Origin of the sequence: Blautia sp. HCP3S3_D9 (assembly GCF_052063845.1) — a bacterium.
In the GTDB taxonomy this organism is placed as follows: Bacteria; Bacillota; Clostridia; order Lachnospirales; family Lachnospiraceae; genus Blautia_A.
Genome location: NZ_JBQHWS010000040.1, coordinates 15,706 through 31,319 on the forward strand (window position 1 = coordinate 15,706; position 15,614 = coordinate 31,319).

The 15,614-nt window shown below is 41.3% G+C and carries 21 protein-coding genes and 8 tRNA genes; 27 read left to right on the plus strand and 2 right to left on the minus strand.

Going from position 1 to position 15,614, the window contains the following annotated elements; genetic code table 11:
• Positions 1–86: 86 nt before the first annotated feature.
• From yfcE to ACTNES_RS09660, 10 genes are all read left to right on the plus strand, one after another.
• Positions 87–629, plus strand: a complete 543-nt coding sequence (gene yfcE, locus ACTNES_RS09615) for a phosphodiesterase (RefSeq protein WP_291808366.1) — start codon at positions 87–89, stop codon at positions 627–629.
• A gap of 139 nt (positions 630–768) precedes the next feature.
• The gene (locus ACTNES_RS09620) at positions 769–1,920 is read left to right on the plus strand and encodes a THUMP domain-containing class I SAM-dependent RNA methyltransferase (protein WP_441039184.1); all 1,152 of its coding nucleotides are present in this window, start codon (positions 769–771) and stop codon (positions 1,918–1,920) included.
• Positions 1,921–1,993: 73 nt separating this feature from the next.
• Entirely contained in the window at positions 1,994–2,578 is a 585-nt protein-coding gene (locus ACTNES_RS09625; protein ID WP_216460988.1) for an XTP/dITP diphosphatase, read from the plus strand.
• Positions 2,575–3,054: a metallophosphoesterase family protein gene (locus ACTNES_RS09630; protein ID WP_291808371.1), complete on the plus strand. Its 480-nt coding sequence runs from the start codon at positions 2,575–2,577 to the stop codon at positions 3,052–3,054. Before ACTNES_RS09625 ends, ACTNES_RS09630 begins: the two co-directional genes overlap by 4 nt.
• Positions 3,055–3,852: 798 nt before the next feature.
• Positions 3,853–3,927: transfer RNA gene (locus tag ACTNES_RS09635), tRNA-Pro, on the plus strand.
• A 35-nt stretch (positions 3,928–3,962) separates the two neighbouring features.
• Positions 3,963–4,033: transfer RNA gene (locus ACTNES_RS09640), tRNA-Gly, on the plus strand.
• A gap of 21 nt (positions 4,034–4,054) precedes the next feature.
• Positions 4,055–4,128, plus strand: a tRNA-Arg gene (locus ACTNES_RS09645).
• A 5-nt stretch (positions 4,129–4,133) separates the two neighbouring features.
• Positions 4,134–4,207, plus strand: a tRNA-His gene (locus tag ACTNES_RS09650).
• 9 nt (positions 4,208–4,216) lie between these two features.
• Positions 4,217–4,288: transfer RNA gene (locus ACTNES_RS09655), tRNA-Gln, on the plus strand.
• Positions 4,289–4,297: 9 nt separating this feature from the next.
• A tRNA-Lys gene (locus tag ACTNES_RS09660) sits at positions 4,298–4,370 on the plus strand.
• 76 nt (positions 4,371–4,446) lie between these two features.
• On the opposite strand, the gene ACTNES_RS09665 is transcribed toward ACTNES_RS09660, so the two are convergent.
• The gene (locus ACTNES_RS09665; RefSeq protein WP_441039185.1) at positions 4,447–5,688 is read right to left on the minus strand and encodes a tyrosine-type recombinase/integrase; all 1,242 of its coding nucleotides are present in this window, start codon (positions 5,686–5,688) and stop codon (positions 4,447–4,449) included.
• 497 nt (positions 5,689–6,185) lie between these two features.
• A complete protein-coding gene (locus tag ACTNES_RS09670) occupies positions 6,186–6,614 on the minus strand; it encodes a helix-turn-helix domain-containing protein (protein ID WP_320813085.1) in 429 nt (142 codons plus the stop codon).
• Positions 6,615–6,751: 137 nt separating this feature from the next.
• On the opposite strand from ACTNES_RS09670, the gene ACTNES_RS09675 reads away from it, so the two are divergent.
• From ACTNES_RS09675 to ACTNES_RS09755, 17 genes are all read left to right on the plus strand, one after another.
• Positions 6,752–6,949 carry a helix-turn-helix transcriptional regulator gene (locus tag ACTNES_RS09675; protein WP_320813084.1) on the plus strand — a complete coding sequence of 66 codons (198 nt, stop codon included), beginning with the start codon at positions 6,752–6,754 and terminating at the stop codon, positions 6,947–6,949.
• Positions 6,950–7,330: 381 nt separating this feature from the next.
• The gene (locus tag ACTNES_RS09680) at positions 7,331–7,474 is read left to right on the plus strand and encodes a hypothetical protein (protein WP_320813083.1); all 144 of its coding nucleotides are present in this window, start codon (positions 7,331–7,333) and stop codon (positions 7,472–7,474) included.
• Positions 7,471–7,641: an excisionase family DNA-binding protein gene (locus tag ACTNES_RS09685; protein ID WP_320813082.1), complete on the plus strand. Its 171-nt coding sequence runs from the start codon at positions 7,471–7,473 to the stop codon at positions 7,639–7,641. Before ACTNES_RS09680 ends, ACTNES_RS09685 begins: the two co-directional genes overlap by 4 nt.
• Before the next feature lie 54 nt (positions 7,642–7,695).
• Positions 7,696–7,881, plus strand: a complete 186-nt coding sequence (locus ACTNES_RS09690; protein ID WP_320813081.1) for a hypothetical protein — start codon at positions 7,696–7,698, stop codon at positions 7,879–7,881.
• The gene (locus ACTNES_RS09695; RefSeq protein WP_320813080.1) at positions 7,881–8,951 is read left to right on the plus strand and encodes a phage replisome organizer N-terminal domain-containing protein; all 1,071 of its coding nucleotides are present in this window, start codon (positions 7,881–7,883) and stop codon (positions 8,949–8,951) included. Before ACTNES_RS09690 ends, ACTNES_RS09695 begins: the two co-directional genes overlap by 1 nt.
• Positions 8,952–8,970: 19 nt before the next feature.
• Positions 8,971–9,186: a hypothetical protein gene (locus ACTNES_RS09700; RefSeq protein ID WP_320813079.1), complete on the plus strand. Its 216-nt coding sequence runs from the start codon at positions 8,971–8,973 to the stop codon at positions 9,184–9,186.
• 143 nt (positions 9,187–9,329) lie between these two features.
• On the plus strand, positions 9,330–9,848 hold the full coding sequence (locus tag ACTNES_RS09705; RefSeq protein ID WP_441039186.1) for a hypothetical protein: 519 nt from the start codon (positions 9,330–9,332) through the stop codon (positions 9,846–9,848).
• Entirely contained in the window at positions 9,841–10,020 is a 180-nt protein-coding gene (locus ACTNES_RS09710) for a hypothetical protein (protein WP_320813077.1), read from the plus strand. The genes ACTNES_RS09705 and ACTNES_RS09710 overlap by 8 nt, the downstream gene beginning before the upstream one ends.
• 136 nt (positions 10,021–10,156) lie before the next feature.
• The gene (locus ACTNES_RS09715; RefSeq protein WP_320813076.1) at positions 10,157–10,297 is read left to right on the plus strand and encodes a hypothetical protein; all 141 of its coding nucleotides are present in this window, start codon (positions 10,157–10,159) and stop codon (positions 10,295–10,297) included.
• Between the two features lie 327 nt (positions 10,298–10,624).
• Positions 10,625–11,074 carry a hypothetical protein gene (locus tag ACTNES_RS09720; protein WP_320813075.1) on the plus strand — a complete coding sequence of 150 codons (450 nt, stop codon included), beginning with the start codon at positions 10,625–10,627 and terminating at the stop codon, positions 11,072–11,074.
• A 3-nt stretch (positions 11,075–11,077) separates the two neighbouring features.
• Positions 11,078–11,917, plus strand: coding sequence for a hypothetical protein (locus ACTNES_RS09725; protein ID WP_320813074.1), 840 nt, complete (start codon positions 11,078–11,080; stop codon positions 11,915–11,917).
• Between the two features lie 50 nt (positions 11,918–11,967).
• Entirely contained in the window at positions 11,968–12,315 is a 348-nt protein-coding gene (locus ACTNES_RS09730) for a hypothetical protein (protein WP_320813073.1), read from the plus strand.
• Positions 12,316–12,412: 97 nt separating this feature from the next.
• A complete protein-coding gene (locus ACTNES_RS09735) occupies positions 12,413–13,276 on the plus strand; it encodes a sigma-70 family RNA polymerase sigma factor (protein ID WP_320813072.1) in 864 nt (287 codons plus the stop codon).
• 100 nt (positions 13,277–13,376) lie between these two features.
• A tRNA-Lys gene (locus tag ACTNES_RS09740) sits at positions 13,377–13,454 on the plus strand.
• Positions 13,455–13,585: 131 nt separating this feature from the next.
• Positions 13,586–13,666, plus strand: a tRNA-Leu gene (locus tag ACTNES_RS09745).
• Between the two features lie 251 nt (positions 13,667–13,917).
• Positions 13,918–14,682: a hypothetical protein gene (locus tag ACTNES_RS09750; RefSeq protein WP_300335742.1), complete on the plus strand. Its 765-nt coding sequence runs from the start codon at positions 13,918–13,920 to the stop codon at positions 14,680–14,682.
• Positions 14,683–14,894: 212 nt separating this feature from the next.
• On the plus strand, positions 14,895–15,500 hold the full coding sequence (locus ACTNES_RS09755) for an NAD(P)H-dependent oxidoreductase (protein ID WP_216460985.1): 606 nt from the start codon (positions 14,895–14,897) through the stop codon (positions 15,498–15,500).
• The last annotated feature ends 114 nt before the right edge of the window (positions 15,501–15,614 follow it).

Here is a 15,614-nt window from a genome sequence, read left to right on the forward strand (position 1 = left end):
ACAAAAAACGTAACTGTTCAGTATCTTCACAGTAGACTGCTGAATAGTTACTAAAATACAAACTATAAAAAAGGAGACACAAAATCATGAAATATATGTTTGCGTCAGATGTCCATGGTTCTGCATATTATTGCAGAAAGACGCTGGATGCTTATAAAGAAGAAAAGGCAGAACGCCTGGTACTGCTGGGCGATCTGCTTTATCATGGACCGAGAAATGATCTTCCTAAGGAATATGCACCGAAGGAAGTTATCGCCATGCTCAATGAGATGAAGAAAGAAATTTATGCGGTACGTGGAAACTGCGAAGCAGAAGTGGATCAGATGGTACTGCAGTTTCCTGTAATGGCAGATTACTGCATCTTAAATCTGGATGGAAGAACTTTCTATGCCACACATGGACATGTCTATAATGAAAACAATCTGCCGCCAATCCAGGAAGGAGATATTCTGATCCATGGCCATACTCATGTGCTCAGAGCAGAGCGAAAAGAAGGCTATGTGATCCTGAATCCAGGCTCTGTATCTATCCCGAAAGAGGGAAACCCGCCTACGTATGCAATTTTTGAGGATGGTGTGTTTACGATTAAGGACTTTGAAGGAAATATCGTAAAGAGTATTGACCTTTAAAAAGAAGGAAAGATATTCAGGTAAGAACAGACAGTGGGGCGTTGAGATCCACCTGAAAGGAAAGTGTCTGGATATTGTTCATATGTTGGAACAGCAGTAGTTCTGGCATATCACTGTATATAATTAGAGAGGATAAAGAATGGAAAAATTTGAACTGATCGCACCCTGCCATTTTGGCATGGAAGCAGTACTGAAACGAGAGATCCTTGATCTGGGATATGAGATCACCAAGGTAGAGGACGGCAAAGTAACTTTTGAGGCAGATGCCCAGGGAATCGCAGATGCGAATGTATTCCTTCGTTCTACAGAACGAATCCTGCTGAAAGTAGCAGAAGTGAAGGCAGAAACCTTTGACGAACTCTTTGAGAAGACCAAAGCCCTTCCGTGGGAGAATTATATTCCGAAAGATGGCAAATTCTGGGTGGCTAAAGCCAATTCTGTGAAGAGTAAACTGTTCAGCCCGTCAGATATTCAGTCTATTATGAAAAAAGCCATTGTAGAGCGTCTGAAGGGCGTATACGGGGTATCCTGGTTTGAGGAAGACGGTGCAAGTTTCCCGATCCGTGTGGCATTTATGAAAGATGTGGCAACTATCGGTATTGATACATCAGGAGTTTCTCTGCACAAGAGAGGTTACCGTAAGATGACTGTAAAGGCACCGATCACAGAGACACTGGCTTCTGCACTGATCATGCTCACTCCATGGAATAAAGACAGAATCCTGGTGGATCCGTTCTGTGGCAGCGGTACTTTCCCGATCGAGGCGGCTATGATGGCAGCGGATATTGCACCTGGAATGAATCGTTCTTTCCTTGCAGAGGACTGGAAGCATCTGGTTCCACGTAAATGCTGGTATGATGCCAATGAAGAAGCACAGGACAGAATAAACCTTAACATTGATACAGATATCCAGGGCTTTGACATTGATCCGGAGGCACTGAAAGCTGCCCGTGCAAATGCAAAGATGGCAGGAGTAGACAAGCTGATCCATTTCCAGCAGCGCCCGGTAAAAGATCTCCGCCATCCGAAACCATATGGATTTATTATTACAAATCCGCCATACGGGGAACGACTGGAAGAGAAAGAAAATCTGGCACAGCTTTACAGAGAAATCGGGGAAAGCTATGCAAGACTGGACAAATGGTCTATGTATCTGATCACATCTTATGATAAAGCAGAGAACGATATTGGAAGAAAAGCAGACAAGAACCGTAAAATTTATAACGGAATGCTGAAAACCTATTATTATCAGTTCCTTGGACCGCGTCCACCGAAGAAAAACCAGAAATAAACAGCAGATAAAATTCTGGCACAGGAAAATGTAACAACATAAAATTTGTAAAACAGAGGACATAATAGAAATTATGAAAAAAATAATTTTTGCCACTGGAAATCAGGATAAAATGAAAGAAATCCGCGAAATCCTTGCAGATATGGATGTAGAGGTTGTTTCCATGAAAGAAGCAGGGATTCATGCTGATATCGTAGAAGATGGTTCTACATTTGAGGAAAATGCCACGATCAAGGCTAAAACCATCTGTGAAATGACAGGAGAGATCACGTTGGCGGATGATTCCGGTCTTGAGATTGATTATCTGAATAAAGAACCTGGAATCTATTCTGCACGTTATATGGGTGAGGACACCTCCTACCGCATCAAAAATGCAAATCTGATCGAACGCCTGAATGGTGTGCCGGACGAGAAACGCACTGCAAGGTTCGTATGCGCTGTTGCAGCCGCTTTTCCGGACGGAAGTGTAAAAACAGTACGTGGAACAATGGAAGGCCGTATTGGCTACGAAGAGAAGGGTGAGAACGGCTTTGGTTATGATCCGATCTTCTATCTGCCGGAGTATGGATGCACATCAGCCGAACTTTCTATGGAAGAAAAGAATAAGATCAGTCACAGAGGCAAGGCATTACGTGCCATAAAGGAAGAACTGCAATGAAGGTACTGATTGTCAGCGATACTCATGGACGAGATGAGAATCTGGAAGAGGCAGTACTTAGGGAGGCTCCTTTTGATTATCTGATCCATTGTGGAGATGTGGAAGGCAGAGAAATTTTTATTGAAGCCCTGGCAGAGTGCCCATGCATCATTGTTGCAGGGAACAATGACTTTTTTACAGATCTTTCACATGAAGAGGAAATTACACTGGAAGGACATAAGATGCTTGTCACACATGGACACTATTATTTTGTGTCCAGAAATCATGACAGACTTGTGGAGAAAGCCAGAGAAGATAACTGTCAGATCGCCATGTACGGCCATACGCATACGCCTGTGATCGAAGAAGAGGACGGAATTCTCGTGATCAATCCCGGAAGTCTTACCTATCCACGCCAGCGCGGCCGCAGGCCGAGCTATGCGGTTATGGAGCTGGAACAGGGGAAAGCGCCTCAGGTAGAGATCAGGTATCTATAATAAAACTATTTGAGCATGGATTTTTGCGAGGTTACTGCATATAAGATTGCGGTAACCTTATTTTCTAAACAAAATTAAGGAAAAATATGAAATGATAAGTTGAAAAATAAATATGTATATGTAAATTGACCGGAATTGGGAATTTTATTCAATATAGTCAACTATAATTGCTTTATACGTTGATCATATTTCTGTTTTCTGTATTTTGGGTCAAGAATACTTCTATTTCTAATTGACTGTTATTGTAATTTCTCTGTTTCAGATCAACAAATTTTCATGTTTAATTGATTGTAATTGTATTTTTCTAAGTTTAAGTCAAAAGTTTCCGCGTTATTATATGACTGTAATTACATTTTTCTAAGATTAGGTCAAGAATCCTCTAAATTTTAGTTGACCGTAATTGGGCTTTTTCTGTTCTAAATCAAAATATTTAAAATGAAAAATAAAAAAAAGTAGTACAAATAAAACGATATTTTATTTTGACTCACAAAAAATATGAGAAAAAAAGTAAAAAAATTAAGATTTTTTTATTGTGTAAATAAAATATTTTTTTACAAAAAATTATAAAAACCACTCCGAAAACCCATTTTTTATAAAAAAATCTCAACTTTTTTCAAAAAAGTTAAAACCCCGAAAACCCTTGATTTTACTGGCTTTGCGAAACTTTTTTGACCTTGAAAAATCACTTTTTCAAAAAAAATCAAAAAAAATTGAAAAAAAGTGTTGACATTTAGGGTGGGTTACCATATAATATGTCTTGCGTCGGACAACGAAGCACAAATGAATAAAGAAAAACAGCGGGGTGTGGCTCAGTTTGGCTAGAGCGCCTGGTTTGGGACCAGGAGGCCGCAGGTTCGAATCCTGTCACCCCGACTGCTGTAACAACAACATTACCGTTTCAGCGAAATGCGGGTGTAGTTCAATGGTAGAACACTAGCCTTCCAAGCTAGATACGTGGGTTCGATTCCCATCACCCGCTTCTCTGTATGCACAGAGAGATGTGTCTGTAGCTCAGCTGGATAGAGCAACGGCCTTCTAAGCCGTGGGTCGGGGGTTCGAATCCCTTCAGGCACGCTGTGGTGGGTATAGCGCAGTTGGTTAGCGCGCCAGATTGTGGCTCTGGAGGCCCAGGGTTCGAATCCCTGTATCCACCCTTCGCCTTTGGGCTATCGCCAAGCGGTAAGGCACAGCACTTTGACTGCTGCATTCGCTGGTTCGAATCCAGCTAGCCCAGTCTTAATATGGAGCATTAGCTCAGTCGGTAGAGCACTTGACTTTTAATCAAGTTGTCCGGGGTTCGAATCCCCGATGCTTCATTGAAAAATTCCTTGTAAAATCAAGGGTTGAGAGAAAATAAAAGCACTCCATGAAGGGGTGCTTTTTTCTGTGTGGTTAACATTTGGTTAACACTGGCTCATCTGCCTGGTGAAATAACTCGTCCAAAGTATCTGCTGCCTTCTCATCCATCTTCTTGAGCTGGTGACTGTATATGTTCATGGTGGTGCTGGTCTGTGCATGGCCAAGCCTTCCGGATACTGTACGAACGTCAATGTTCTGGCTGATCAGGAGCGTTGCGGATGTGTGCCTGAGTCCGTGAAGAGGAATATCCGGCAGCAGTAGACCATTATCCCCGACAGCCTGGTTATATCTGTGGATAATATCCTTGAAAACACTGTACGGTGTGGATGGGTACATCTGTTTCCCATCTTCCTGTATGAAAAGGTAATTATCCCCCTGCCAGTAGCTTCCAAGAGATAACCGCCTTTTAAGCTGCTCTTTCTTGTAATATCTTGTGAGCTGCATCACGCTTTCTGGGACAGATACAGTGCGGATGGATGTTTTATTCTTTGGGGGCTTTGTGATCGGTTTTCCCCCTACAAGCCCGGTACTTTTTGTGATGCTTACGGTGTTCTGGTTGAAATTCAGATCAGACCATTCCAGGGCGATCAGCTCCCCACGGCGTAAACCACAGAACAGAGCCAGGTGAAAGAATACTTTATGTTGCAGTTTGATATTGCCTGCTGCCAGATCAGAGTCTATTGCTTCCAGGAATGCACTGCATTCTTCCAGGGTGAAGAACTTAATATCATCTATGTTCCTGGTCTGCTTTGGAGGACTGACACGTTCACAGGGATTCTCCAGGATGATGTTCCACTTTACTGCCGTGTTCATAATGCTGCTGATCAGAGCGTGTACCCTCTTGATGGTGGTAGGGGAATAACCGCCTGGTTTCCCGTCCTTACGTTCTTTCAGCATGGTATTATAAAGTTTATTCAGGTGTGTAGGCTGTATCCTGGAAAGCTTCAGGTGCCCGATAGAAGGGGTAATATGCTGCTCCAGGAGAATCTTATACACATCTATGGTAGTGGCTTCCAGGTGCTGTTCTGCGTAGTCTGAGAGCCATGTTTCTGTGAAGGTCTGGAAGGTAATCTTCTCACCGTCCAAGTATTTTCCGGATTTTACTTTCTGTTTAAATTCCAGAGCGAAGATCTCCAGGGCTTTTTGGTTCTGCTTCTCTGTCCGGTTCGGATCCGGAGTAAAGGTAGCCGTTTCAAGAATTTGCTTTCCGGTAACATCCCGGCCGTTGCTCACGGTGATCCGGTAGGAATTTCCTCTTTTTCTGATTGATGCCATATTATCATCTTCCTTTCATTTGGGACCGGGCAGGGTGTGAAATGGCTGGAAGATATTTGACAAATAAATGCAATTGACATATAATATACTTATCAAGACAGCCAGTAAGGGAGGTTAAGGCTCCCCGTCCTGGCGAATATGTTAAGCTAAGAAATAGCCGCCTATCTTTCCAGGGACAGGGCGGCTATTTCTTATGTGTGTATGTAAGAATGGACACGATCAGGCTTGCCGTTGTCAAGATAATCATGAAGATCTCGTAATCACTCATAAGCATCCCCTCCTGTCAAGGCTCAGGAAGGAGAACCACAGCCGTCCTACTGGCTGCCGGGATAAGTATACTATATTGTCAAGGTGCTGTTCGTACTGCAGTACGAAAACCGGAGGGTTTTATTCATGGTGACGGATCAGAGTTTCCGATCTCAGGGACATTTGTTGTTCAGTGATGAGGTTTCCGCACTGAATAGCGAATACCATTCGCCCTGGATGGTGAATGCTGACTATTGGTCTGGTGACTTTTGGTATTCCGGGATTTTGGATAGATCTTCTATATAATCAAGAGCTTTTTTTTGACCGGATTCATTAAGCATATCTATTTTTTGCGAAAATTCTATTGCGTATCCTGAAATACGTTTGAAGAGTTTTGGTTGCATTTCTTTTGGTGCTTCCCTTCCATAGAATCCGCCTCCCTGATATGTTAAATCTTTTATCAAATCATCATATGGAATTTGTGACCAATCAGGCTCTAGTTCTCCAACATAAACATCTAATGCATCAGCTATTTTTTTTAGTGTTTCAAATTTGGGGTTGCGTTTATCATTTTCATATTGTGCAAGGTTTTGCTGTGAAGTGTTTAGTCTCTCAGCTAATTGCTTTTGTGTAATACCTTTATTTTTACGGATCCTTTTAATATTTTCTCCTGTGGTCAAAATATCACCTCCATATCATAACAATAACATACAAAAGTAAAAAAAACAATCAAAAGATTAAAAAAAGCATTGACTAATGCAAAAGATTGTATTATATTGTAATTACAATCATTTGATTTATGAAAGGAGGCGATATAATGAAGATGGATAAGATTAAATTCATCTGTGAATTAGCAAGGCGAAATATGAGTATTAAACAAGTTGCTGAAAAATCAGGAGTTACAAGAAACACTATCAGTGCCATAAAGAATGGTAAAAGTTGTACACCAGCAACAGCTGGCCGCATTGCGAAAGCTCTTGAATTAGATGTAACAGATATTTTTACAGTTAATTAAATTCACCTGGGCAGGGTGTGAAATGGTTTGAAGAACCATAATATCTAACCGTATTTCTCAAGCGGTTTCCAATTCTTGGTTTCCAATTCTGGAAAAGGTCGTGTTCTACGACATTGGTTTAATGAAATTGCGCCGGCGCAAACGCCGGGGAAAGGAATTTATAGCAAGACTAACGCCGATTAAGGCAATCAGAGCGAAATGTTTAGATTGTTGCTGTGGACAGATCAAAGAGGTACGTCTCTGTTCAATTAAAAATTGTGCTTTATATGAGTACAGAAATGGACATAGACCGAAAGAGGAAGATTTATCCATGGAAAATACTTTAAGTGAAAAATCGTAAGCTACGGCGGTATTTTTCTTGTAGAGAGAGGGGGTAACAGTATGTCGTTACAGGAAGAATTAGCTGAAATTATTGCAGCAGAAGAAAAACGTCTTGGCGTTGGGAGTGAGGACTTCCTTAGACGATATGAGGAACTGAAAAATCAGATTGATGCACTTATGAAAGAAAGGAGCAATGCGAAATGACAATACCAACTATGGTAAGCATTAAGGAAGCCAGCAGCAGAACAGGGTTGTCTTACGATTATATCCGTAAGCTCTGCCTGCAGAAGAAGATTGTCTTTGTAAAGGCAGGGAGCAAATACCTGATTAACCTGGAAAAACTGGTTATATTTCTTAATGATGGGGAGTAAATCGAGGAGCAAATGCCTGTATGGCGTAAAAGCAGTATAAGGAGGAAAAGCAGAATGGAAGATAGATATTATATTGTCGCAATACTTTCTGGTCCGGAGAATGATGCTGATGATATATTTAATCCTAAATGTTATCCAGAATCATATGAGGACGCTGCTGAGATTGCACGACCTTGGGTTGAACAAGGTTATGAAGTGGTCATTTCCATGAAAAAATATGAGGAAATAGAGGATAATTAATGGCAACAGAAAAAAGATTATTTTGGTTACGGCTAAAAAATACATATTTTAATCAGCTAGTACAAAAGAAGATGCGAAAGCAAGAAAATGGCATAGAAATGCAAGTGATATATTTGCGCATGATGCTTTTAAGCTTGGATAATAATGGGCACATATTTTATCAAGGGGTGTATGATTCCATTGAAGATGAATTAGCAGAAGAGTTTAATGAACCAGCTGATCTGATCAAACAAACCATTGATTTTCTGATTAAGAATAATATGGTGGAAACCGATAAGAATGAAGATGGTGACTTATTTATTCCAGAAGCTTTAGAGTGTACAGGCAGCGAATGCGATAGTGCTGGCCGTGTAAGAAAAAGCAGAGAGAGAAAAAAAGCGTTACAATGTAACAATGATGTAACGTACAGTAACGGATGTGTAACAAACTGTAACTCTAAAGAAGATAAGAATAAAGTAAGAGAAGAAAAAGAGTTAGATAATACTCTTTTTAATTCTCTTACTCTTAAAGAAGGTGGTGCGCTTCCGCCTTCTGCTGGCGCAGGCGGTGCGCACACCTTTACTCTTACTGATTGCCAAGAATGTGCTGACGAAGGAAAAGTAAACTTGTCAGAAGATGGTATTCAAGCGTTTTACAATCGGATGGAGAAAGACGGTTGGAAGATTAAAGGAAACCCAATAGAAAGCTTGTTGAAGGCTATGAGAGGATTTGCAAAGAACCATAAGCGATACCAAAAACAAGCACCAGAGGAAAAGGAATCCACACCAAAACCAGCGCAGAAGAAACCAAAAGTAAGCATTGATGATCAAATTATGGAAATAGCCAGTGAATATATTACCCAACGCCTTTTTGACGAACATCCTGGTGGACATCATTGCTTGATACGTGATTACTGTCCAAAAGAAGCATTTACAAAAAAGCAGCTTGAATACATGGCAGAAAACTGGTCAGTGTATCCTAAAACCAAACAATATGTGTTAAAGGACGAATACTGGTATGACGAGGAGGAAGAGGAAAGTATAACACCTGGAAGGATCCCTTCTCTTGCTGACATGAAACCCAAATATTAAAAGTGAAGGGATGGTGAAAATGAACACTATGACACAAAAAGATAAGCAAAGATTTGATGAGTTTTTTCATACCAATAAATATTTTTATAATGTTACAGATGCTGATTTATTGCTAAATGCATGTGAATGTGAAAAACTGTTTGAGTATTTGCAGACTGAATTTCCTGTGGAAGATAGGACAAATATAAAGAAATATATGGTTTTCGCTTATGCATTAGGAAAATACGCACCGTAACAAAAAATAGCCCTCACAGATGCTGCTATCATCCGTAAGGGCCAGCATAGCCGGAGCTACGCACGCTCTATTCAAACCCGGGCAAGGTGTTTGGAAAGGAGCAATTACAGCATAGCACATTTTCCGGCAGAAAGGAATGGATTATGTATAAAATTATTGATGAAAAATTAGGATTGGCAAGCTGCAGACTGTCAGATCTGACAATACAGCAGGTGAACTGTATTTTGAACCAGTTTGAGGACAATGCTCCTATTGATACTCTCACGCTTTTTTATGATAAAAGGGCAGATATCGTGGTGCTGAATAGTGATAGCAAGGATTTTGATATCTATCTTGGTCTTGCAGAAGCTTTTCTTAAAGCAGACCGGAAGAAAGCGCAGGAGTTTGTTGACAAGATTCCTTTTGAATGCGGTGAAACGTTAGAAGTACTTAGAGATGCCAAACGTGCCAGAAAAATAAAAGAGGAGCTTAGGATAAATGGACATCAAGGGATTGTTGGGTGTAATGGTACATATTTGCGTGATGTATTCAATGAGATAATAAGAAAATCTGTAGGATTTAGCCACACCATGATTTTAATGTCCCAGGCATACACCTATGGAGTGATCCAGGGCAAACGTGAAGAACGTGCCAGACGGAAAGGCGGTGCTACACATGCCTAAAGATATAGCACCAGATTTTCGTCACCTGATCCGCATTATACCGGAGTCCTGGCTTTATAATATGCGGTTCCGCTTGGTAAGTCTGGAAGATTCTTCAAAAGCAACACAGCAGATGATCTTTGAAATTAATGTGGAGTTCCTACGGCGTAAATTGTCGAAAGATTTAGGATAATCCCAAGTACATAGATGTAACCAACCAACATAGGCGGCAGGAGCGCCAATAATCCTGCTGCCGGATAAAATTATACCCAAAGGATTTTATATAGCCTGGTGCGTTACCAGAGCCCCAGGCAGAAAGGAAAAAAAGAATGATTAAGATCCGGATATCTTACCAGACCACTCAGGAGATTGAGTATATCCTCCGGCTCCTGCATCCGGCTATTAAGTCTGCAAAGATCAAGCAGGGGCAGCAGGGAGCCTATAAGAAGGCATACATAGAGGTTAAATGAATTGAACAGGGGCGTTTTTATAGCTTGTTTTGGCTATCCTAGCCCCTGTTTTCTATTACAAAAATAATATGTAGATATAGCTAGAAACCGCGTAAATACTGGAAAAATCCGTTGCATACCCCCTGGTATTCTGGTATAATATTTATGAGCAAATAGAATATTTAAGTACCCCAGTGATTTACTCCGTGTTGCTGGAAGCCTTAGAGACAATGGCGTGGGAATGATCAGAATTTTCTCCTTCTGGTTATTTCTACGCCTTTTTTATTTGCCAGTGTGTACCATAAATTCATAATAGTCTACAGGACGTAAAACAGGAAAGGAACAGACATGGAAGGCAATCAGAACATGGAAACAAACACTCAGGAAAATCAAAATAGTGGAAATAATTCTGGACAGGAAAAGTTATTTACACAGGAAGAAGTGAACCGTATTATCGGGGAACGGCTTTCCAGGGTAAAGACGGATTCATCCCAGGAACTGCAGGAAAGAGAACGGAAAGCAACGGCCAGAGAGCTGCAGCTGGATGCCAGAGAGAAGCTCATGGATGCTGGCCTGCCTAAAGAATTACTCGGTGCGATTAACTGCAGCACAAAAGAAGCAATGGAAAATAGTATAAAGGTAATCCAGGGGCTTTATGGTGGAGATCATTCTGGCAACAGCCAGAAACCAGTATACAGGATTTCAACGGGCGTAAATAATCAAAGCAATGGCTCTCATCATGTGTCAGGTGCTGATGATCCTGCAGCTATCCGTAAAGCTATGGGTTTGAAAGGATAATATATGGCTATTGAATTAGTGGAAAAGTATCTCCCTTATGTGGACGAACAGTTTACAACAGAGAGTAAGAAGGAGATTCTTACGAATAATGACTTCTCTTTTTCAGGAGGTCACACAGTAAAGATTTATAAAATTTCAACAGGCACGATGAACGATTATGGAAGGAATGGAGCGATCGGCTCAAACTGGTCCCGGTATGGAGCTGTTGAGAATCTGGATGCAACAACTCAGAGCATGACGCTGACAAAAGACCGCTCCTTTACATTTGTAATCGATACACTTGATACGGATGAAACAGGTGATACACTGGAAGCAGCCAGTGCATTGGCACGCCAGATCAGGGAAGTGGTTATTCCTGAGGTAGATAAGTATGTGTTGGGTGCTATGTGCACTCTTGCAGGTAACAAGCCTGCTGCCAAACCGCTGACAAAAGAAAACATTTATCTTGAGATTATTACAGCAAATAATACTCTTGACGATGCAGAAGTTCCGGAGACAGGTCGTGTATTGGTGGTTACTCCGGCCGTATACCTTCTGATGAAGCAGTGCAAAGATATTATCATGGAAACAGATATCGGTAATGATATGCGTGTAAGAGGTGTAATTGCCAATCTGGATGGCCTTACAGTTGTTAAGGTACCAGCATCAAGACTTCCGGAGAATTTTGGATTCATGATTGCGCATCCTTGCGCAACAGTGGCACCGACTAAACTGGAAAGCTATAAGACACATGAAAATCCTCCTGGAATTAATGGTGCCTTAGTGGAAGGTCGTATTGTATATGACGCATTTGTCCTGGATAATAAGAAAAAGGCAATTTATTATCAGGAAATTACAGAGTAAAGGATGGGGAGCTGCTGTATAGTGGCTCCCTGTTTTTTCATGAGGTGTATATGAAGCGGATTGACAGGTTATTTATTAAAGCAGCCAGGATAAAACCAAATTATGGCGATCTCTTTATCATAAGATATGAGGATGGCGTTTGGAAAGTGGGAGAAGAAGAATTTCAAACACTGGATGATGCCGAAAGCTATATTGATAAAATGCCGGGTAATGATGCATTGATAATCGTTAATGATGCCGAATTAAAAGTAGAAGGGAGTGCGTTAGTTTATGACGAAAATAAGGTTGAAACTGGAAACTCCGTCAGATGTGCGCAGAACCCTAAAAAGAGTGATGAACATGGTCGCAAACGGAGAAATGGACGCAAAGACAGCCAATACCATCATACTTGGGTGTAATGCTGTATTATCTTCAATCCGGACGGATGAACAACAGAAAAAGATTGACGATTTAGAAAAGCTACTGGACAGTATGAAATAAGAGGGGGCTAATACCATGACCAATGAACAGCTTGTGATCAGAATTAAAGCCGGCATAGATGTGGCTGATAATATGCTTCAGCTCTGGCAGCAGAACCAGGGATTCATTGCAGCCATAGCAAAACGCTTTCAGGGATATGAAGATAAAGAGGACCTGATGCAGCAGGGATATTTAGGCCTGAGCCGGGCGGTGGATGGATATAACCCGGACGAAGGTGTACCGTTCATTAAGTATGCAGCTTTCTGGATCCGGCAGAGTATGCAGCGGTATATCCAGGATTATGGGAGCATTGTAAGGATTCCGGTACATACTCAAAGCAAAATCAGGGAGTACAAAAAGCTGTGCAGTACCTTTGAATTATACTATGGCAGAAGCCCCCTGGATTATGAAATCAGTTACTTTTTGGGAGTCAGTGAGGAAAGTATAGAAAGCATCAAGAAAGCTTCTGTAATGGCTCAAATCGGCTCTCTGGACGTTCCTGTGGGGGATGATGAAGAAGGTTCTATGTATGACCTGCTGCCGGGGCAGGAAAGCCCGGAAGATGGTATTGTAGAGACTATACAGCAGGAACAGCTTCGGGAGACTTTATGGAGCATGGTGGATGAGCTGCCGGATCAGCAGCCAGAAGTCCTCCGGATGCGGTACCAGGAAGGAAAGACACTGAAAGAGGTTGGAGAGAATATAGGCGGTACTGTAGAGAAAGCAAGACAGATCGAGTATAAAGCCCTTAGAGAGTTGAGGAATCCACGCCGGGCAAGAGTCTTGCAGTCTCTTAGAAATGGTCAGATATACAGCATGGCATTGATGGGAAATGGAGTGGATCACTTTAACCGTACCTGGACAAGCTCCACGGAATATGCAGCCATGGAGCTGTATTAATTGGCTAACATTTGGTTAACAAAGTCTTGACATGATATCGTAAATTAGATTATAATACAAAATGTTCAGACGCGGAAAACCGCATAAATATAAGATTTCCGAAGTAAAATAAATTTGTAAAAAGAGTTTGTATAGACTTTTAATCAAGTTGTCCGGGGTTCGAATCCCCGATGCTTCATTAGCGGAAATCTTAATCATAGGTTTCCGCTATTTTATTTTTCGGAGGTACCGGTAAAGTTATTTTTGAAACCGGAAACTTACGGAATGCTTTTATGAAATAGTAAAAGCATAAAATATTTATAATGAGATGCGGATATGGCGGAATTGGCAGACGCGCTGGTTTTAGGTACCAGTGGGCTTCCCGTGCAGGTTCAAGTCCTGTTATCCGCATTCACAGAAGAAGTACCGGTTAAGACGGTACTTTTTCTGTTTTACAGAGGAAATATTTTGTTGTATATTTAATTTACAATAGCTATTTTGCAGTCTGCTATGAAGGGATTGAATAGTTATAATTTGTGAATGGATTTGATCGAACAAGGAAACGAAATATTTTATCTGCCTGATCAGCAGGTAAAGGATCCCCGGAACTGTCTGGTCGATGTTTAAAACATGAGAATATTAAGAATAAGGAGATCGAAAATATGGATATACAGAAATTTCAGCAGAAACTTACAGAAGTCTGTGAGCTTGGAGAAAAGAACGGCAAGGTACTGAAGCCGGAACAGATAAAAGAGTGTTTCGGAGAACTGGACCTGGACAAATCACAGCTGATTAAGATCCTGCAGTATCTGAAATTAAAAGGAATTTCCATTGAAGGTGCAGAAGCTATTGCAGCAGCACATCAGGAAGAAACGGAAGCTACGTCTGAACAAGAGGAAACGAAAGTACCTCTTACCCCGGAAGAAGAGGCATATCTGAAAGAATATCTGGAAGGTCTTGATGAACAGGCACAGGGAGAAAGAGGGGCGGAAGAGCTCTTTGCATTGCTCTCTCAGGGCGATGCATTGGCGCAGGCGGAACTTTCACAGAAATATCTGCGCTCAGCGGCCGAAATGGCAGTCGAAATGAACTGTGAGGAGATTTTCATTGCTGATCTGATCCAGGAGGCAAATATAAGTCTTCTGATGGCTCTGGGAGAGGAAGAACCTGCACAGAAGGATGAGACATGGCTTCTCGGCCGTATCCGTGCAGGAATCCGTAACGCTATTGAAGAACAGACCCAGAGAAAATTTGAAGATGATTATCTGGTGGCAAAAGTAGAAAAGCTGGAATCAGCAGTCCGCGAACTTACAGAGGATGAAGATGACGAAAATTCAAAATTCAGTGTAGAGGAACTGGCAATCATTCTTGACATGGATGAAGAAGAAATCAGGGATGTTTTACGTCTTACCGGAGATGACAAATAATTCCTGTTTTGTTGTTTGCTTATAACAAAATAATTGCCTGATTTGAGTAAATCCGATAAGCTCTTTGTTTTATTACTTCGGTAGTGAACAAAGGGCTTATTTTGTTTTCGACATTTTTGGCTATTTTGGTTGTAAAAAATCTGAAAACCTATATAATTGTATGCAAAATAAACAATGTAAAAAATAAATATGAAAAAACAGGAGGAAATGTTTTGAAAAAAACAATTCTTGTGATCGATGCGTGTGTCCGCAGAGAAGAATCCAGGACAAAGAAACTTCTGGATGCAGCGCTGGACACTGTAAGAAAAGAACATCCGGACTGGAATCTGGAGATTTTGAACCTTATGGATCTGGATTTAATGTACTGGAAGACAGAGACATTGAGAGAACGTGATGAGCTTCTGGCAAAGAAAGAGTATGATGCACCGGTATTTAAGTACGGGAATCAGTTCCGTGAGGCAGATGGAATGATCATAGCTGCCCCGTTCTGGGATCTGAGCGTTCCGGCAGTTCTCAAGGTTTACATTGAGAATGTATCCGCAGAGGGCATTACCTTTGGATGCAATGAAGAGGGTCTGTATGGTCTCTGTAAGGCGAAATGGATGCTTTTCCTTACTACACGTGGAGGAATCTGGGCAGACAGCGATATGGAGCAGGGAAGCACCTATATGGAGGCTCTGTGCAAGTTCTTTGGAATTGATGAATATGCCTGCGTATATGCAGATGGGATTGATATCCAGGAACTGGATGGAGAAGAGATTCTGCGTGAAGCTATTGACGAGACAAAAACAGTATGCAGCCGTCTGTGCGCTGAGTAACTAATTGCTAACTTCTCATTATTTTCCTACTCAAACACTTAAAACTCTGATAAATACTGAGTTGTTCGTAATTTTGTTGGTGGATAAATGAGTAGGTATGTTTACTTAGCAAAA

Coding starts and splice junctions, on each gene's coding strand:
- yfcE (WP_291808366.1), top strand. CDS start 87: ATGAAATATATGTTTGCGTCAGATGTCCATGGTTCTGCATATTATTGC.
- ACTNES_RS09620 (WP_441039184.1), top strand. CDS start 769: ATGGAAAAATTTGAACTGATCGCACCCTGCCATTTTGGCATGGAAGCA.
- ACTNES_RS09625 (WP_216460988.1), top strand. CDS start 1,994: ATGAAAAAAATAATTTTTGCCACTGGAAATCAGGATAAAATGAAAGAA.
- ACTNES_RS09630 (WP_291808371.1), top strand. CDS start 2,575: ATGAAGGTACTGATTGTCAGCGATACTCATGGACGAGATGAGAATCTG.
- ACTNES_RS09665 (WP_441039185.1), bottom strand. CDS start 5,688: ATGGCATCAATCAGAAAAAGAGGAAATTCCTACCGGATCACCGTGAGC.
- ACTNES_RS09675 (WP_320813084.1), top strand. CDS start 6,752: ATGAAGATGGATAAGATTAAATTCATCTGTGAATTAGCAAGGCGAAAT.
- ACTNES_RS09680 (WP_320813083.1), top strand. CDS start 7,331: ATGTCGTTACAGGAAGAATTAGCTGAAATTATTGCAGCAGAAGAAAAA.
- ACTNES_RS09685 (WP_320813082.1), top strand. CDS start 7,471: ATGACAATACCAACTATGGTAAGCATTAAGGAAGCCAGCAGCAGAACA.
- ACTNES_RS09690 (WP_320813081.1), top strand. CDS start 7,696: ATGGAAGATAGATATTATATTGTCGCAATACTTTCTGGTCCGGAGAAT.
- ACTNES_RS09695 (WP_320813080.1), top strand. CDS start 7,881: ATGGCAACAGAAAAAAGATTATTTTGGTTACGGCTAAAAAATACATAT.
- ACTNES_RS09700 (WP_320813079.1), top strand. CDS start 8,971: ATGAACACTATGACACAAAAAGATAAGCAAAGATTTGATGAGTTTTTT.
- ACTNES_RS09705 (WP_441039186.1), top strand. CDS start 9,330: ATGTATAAAATTATTGATGAAAAATTAGGATTGGCAAGCTGCAGACTG.
- ACTNES_RS09710 (WP_320813077.1), top strand. CDS start 9,841: ATGCCTAAAGATATAGCACCAGATTTTCGTCACCTGATCCGCATTATA.
- ACTNES_RS09715 (WP_320813076.1), top strand. CDS start 10,157: ATGATTAAGATCCGGATATCTTACCAGACCACTCAGGAGATTGAGTAT.
- ACTNES_RS09720 (WP_320813075.1), top strand. CDS start 10,625: ATGGAAGGCAATCAGAACATGGAAACAAACACTCAGGAAAATCAAAAT.
- ACTNES_RS09725 (WP_320813074.1), top strand. CDS start 11,078: ATGGCTATTGAATTAGTGGAAAAGTATCTCCCTTATGTGGACGAACAG.
- ACTNES_RS09730 (WP_320813073.1), top strand. CDS start 11,968: ATGAAGCGGATTGACAGGTTATTTATTAAAGCAGCCAGGATAAAACCA.
- ACTNES_RS09735 (WP_320813072.1), top strand. CDS start 12,413: ATGACCAATGAACAGCTTGTGATCAGAATTAAAGCCGGCATAGATGTG.
- ACTNES_RS09750 (WP_300335742.1), top strand. CDS start 13,918: ATGGATATACAGAAATTTCAGCAGAAACTTACAGAAGTCTGTGAGCTT.